At 48.9% G+C, this 3,046-nt stretch carries 5 protein-coding genes; 3 read left to right on the top strand and 2 right to left on the bottom strand.

Going from position 1 to position 3,046, the window contains the following annotated elements:
• Positions 1-12: 12 nt before the first annotated feature.
• Together K8S15_02800 and K8S15_02795 are read right to left on the bottom strand one after the other, a co-directional pair.
• Positions 13-324: a nucleotidyltransferase domain-containing protein gene (locus tag K8S15_02800; protein ID MCD4774963.1), complete on the bottom strand. Its 312-nt coding sequence runs from the start codon at positions 322-324 to the stop codon at positions 13-15.
• Positions 294-695, bottom strand: coding sequence for a HEPN domain-containing protein (locus K8S15_02795; GenBank protein MCD4774962.1), 402 nt, complete (start codon positions 693-695; stop codon positions 294-296). Before K8S15_02795 ends, K8S15_02800 begins: the two co-directional genes overlap by 31 nt.
• A 222-nt stretch (positions 696-917) precedes the next feature.
• Here K8S15_02795 and K8S15_02790 point away from each other — a divergent pair, with 222 nt between their 5' ends.
• The 3 genes from K8S15_02790 to K8S15_02780 form a co-directional block, all read left to right on the top strand.
• A complete protein-coding gene (locus K8S15_02790) occupies positions 918-1,169 on the top strand; it encodes a ribbon-helix-helix domain-containing protein (GenBank protein ID MCD4774961.1) in 252 nt (83 codons plus the stop codon).
• On the top strand, positions 1,166-1,591 hold the full coding sequence (locus K8S15_02785) for a putative toxin-antitoxin system toxin component, PIN family (protein ID MCD4774960.1): 426 nt from the start codon (positions 1,166-1,168) through the stop codon (positions 1,589-1,591). Before K8S15_02790 ends, K8S15_02785 begins: the two co-directional genes overlap by 4 nt.
• A gap of 358 nt (positions 1,592-1,949) precedes the next feature.
• Positions 1,950-3,046 (top strand): ATP-binding protein (locus tag K8S15_02780; protein MCD4774959.1); only part of this gene is annotated, 1,097 nt, incomplete at its 3' end.

Raw genomic sequence — 3,046 nt, 5'->3', positions numbered from 1 at the left:
CAGTGAATGATTCTATGATACTTTGCTTACAATATATCCGGTTTTCAATATTGTCTCAAGAAAGCCGCTTCTATCCTCACCGGCAATCAGCAATACGGGTTCGATCCGGTCGTCTACGGACCGACGCAGACGGTACAGACGAATCGCAAGATCAAGGAAATCACCCACAAGTTCATCAACCACAACAGCAACATCCAGATCGCTGTCTTCTCGTTGAGTTCCGTTAACATGCGATCCGAACATTACTACTCGACTGGAAGGCAGAGTCGAATACACCAGTTCAGCATACATTCTCACTTTTTCAAAAGCTGTTCTTTTATCCATATCATTAAATCCTCGGTGCGGTGTAATATGCTGGCTGTACGGTCATCCGTAAGGGATTGCATAAGTTGTTCTTTGTATGTCGGATATCGAGCCTCGATATTTAAAGGCTCCAATGTATCCAGCAGGTCCTTCTGTTCAGAAGATAGCTTATTATAAATATTGGATTTCCGGGAAAGAACGGTCAGGTTATGTGTTAGGGGAGGCCTGTCCTGAGTTACAGCGACATACAGTGCCTTGAGCATTTTCTCAATAACCTGATGACACATGAATCCGACATAGAGGAATTTACCACCTTTCAGCATAAGGCGTGCTACATCTATATCGTAATCAGCAAGGTCAATCCAGTAGTCTATCTGTGAATTGTGTTTCATAACACATCCACTATAGCATATTCGAACCGATGTCGCCACTTCAGAACCTGTTCATACCCGGTATATCCATTCCCCGCGCTTCAGGAGAGATCTTTCCCCTGTTCAGCAGCATCATGAGTACAAGGATGGAGAAGAACTGCTATTTTCCCTCATCTTCGCATATATCCACTTGCCATCTGATATACAATCATTGTATATTTACTATAGAGAGAAAGGAACAGAATGGGTACGAAAACTGTTAACATAGCGTTTCAGGAGAGTTTGCTTCGCGAGATAGACAGAGTTGCTAAAATGGAATCGCGCAGTCGCTCAGAGTTCCTGCGTGAAGCAGCCCGGGCGTACATTCAACGCAAGAAACGCTGGGCCAGTGTATTCGCAATGGGACGAGAGATTGCCAGGAGCAAGGGGCTGACTCCGGAAGACATAGCGACTGAGATTAAAGCATATCGCAGGGCCAGGGGCTCCCGTCGTTGAGCACTCCGCGCATCGTTCTTGATTCAAATGTCGTTATTTCCGCGTTTCCCTTCGGAGGGGTTCCAGCTCGCCTCCTTGAGCTTGCCCTTGACGGTTTCATTGAGTGTTTCACATCGCTTCAAATCATGGATGAGATACGCGATGTTTTGATGAGACCGAAGTTTGGCCTTTCATCCGACCAGGCCCTTACTCTGATTGAAGAGTTGCACGATCTGTGCCAGGTTGTTTCGCCAGAGGAAAGAGTTCTGGCCGTGGTTGACGATCCTGATGACAATATAATTCTCGAATGCGCATCAACTGCCGATGCCGACTTTATTGTTTCAGGGGATTCCCACCTGCTTCATCTTCGGCAATGGAGAGACATTCACATCCTCTCGCCCTCCGATTTCTTAAAGACTATGAAGGATCAGAAAAACACTTGAGTACGATACCGAATCTCCCTGGCCTTCCTGTGGAATGTTCATGTACATAGTTTGAATAACCGAAATTACATATTTGGATTAAGGATAATATTCCGATATTGTTCCATCTGATAAGAAATTCTGAACACAGACGAATGTGATTGAACAAATGAGCATAACCTGAACCGCGCCTGAACAAGGACAGTTCAACGGTAGACTCTACTCCAGGCAGCCTCTTCTCGCAGAAGCCATGAAATCACAGAGAAGCTTATTGTCGAAATACGATGTGAACGTGGAATGATGTACAGAGTGAAGGAAGTAGTCTTTATACCATGATAATCCATCTTGACGTGACGGATATTCATGGTAGATTCTCTCTATGATTAAACGCAAAGCAATACTTAAAAGAATAAGAGATGCGCTCGCCCGAAGCCGTGTTGTAGTCATGGTCGGTCCGCGTCAGAGCGGCAAGACCACTCTGGCAAGGCAACTGCTGGACCCGGATTCCGTCAATTATTTCGACCTGGAGGATCCTGCAAGCCTGGCGCGTCTTGATGAGCCCATGACCGCCCTGAGACCGCTGGAAAACCTGGTCGTGATCGACGAGATCCAGAGGCGACCGGATCTCTTCCCGATACTCCGTGTTCTGGTTGATCGCCGACCTTCACCAGCTCGCTTTCTTATTCTTGGAAGCGCATCTGGTGATCTCATGCGCCAGACCTCTGAAAGCCTGGCCGGCCGTATGGAGCGGATTACTATCAGCGGTTTTTCGCTTATGGAACTGGGAATCGATGCTGACCGAGAGCTCTGGTTGCGTGGAGGATTTCCGCTCTCGTTTCTGGCGCCCAGTGAGCCCGAAAGCAACGCATGGCGCAAGAGCTTCGTTCAGGCACTTCTGGAGCGGGATCTGCCGCAATGGGGTGTACGTGTTCCCGCAATTGCGTTGCAACGATTCTGGATGATGCTGGCGCACTACCACGGACAGATCTGGAACTCGGCGGAATTGGCACGCGCCCTGGGTGTGAGCGAATCTACCACCCGGCGATACCTTGACCTTCTCACAGATGCTTTCATGATTCGGCAGCTGCAGCCCTACCACGCCAATCTGCGCAAGCGTCAGGTAAAGTCTCCAAAGGTTTATGTTCGTGATAGCGGGATACTGCATCAGTTGCTCGGTATTGGTTCCATGAAGAATCTTCTCACTCATCCGAAAGTGGGTGCTTCCTGGGAGGGGTACGTAATCGAGCAGATCCTGGCCGTAGAGCCAAACGACGGCGTCTTCTTCTGGGCTACGCATCAAGGCGCTGAGATAGATCTGGTCCTGCAGAAAGGCGGTCAACTGTTCGGAGTCGAGTGCAAACGGGCGGATGCGCCGAAACTCACTCCCTCAATTCGCATAGCCCTGGAAGATCTGAAGCTTCAAAAGGTTGCGGTGCTCTATCCAGGAACCAGGCGGTACCCTCTGTCCGCACAGGT

This window comes from Candidatus Aegiribacteria sp., assembly GCA_021108005.1.
Classification (GTDB): domain Bacteria; phylum Fermentibacterota; class Fermentibacteria; order Fermentibacterales; family JCC-6; genus Aegiribacteria.
The sequence above is the reverse complement of the archived record's forward strand: the minus strand, read 5'-3'. Positions and strand labels throughout refer to the sequence as shown.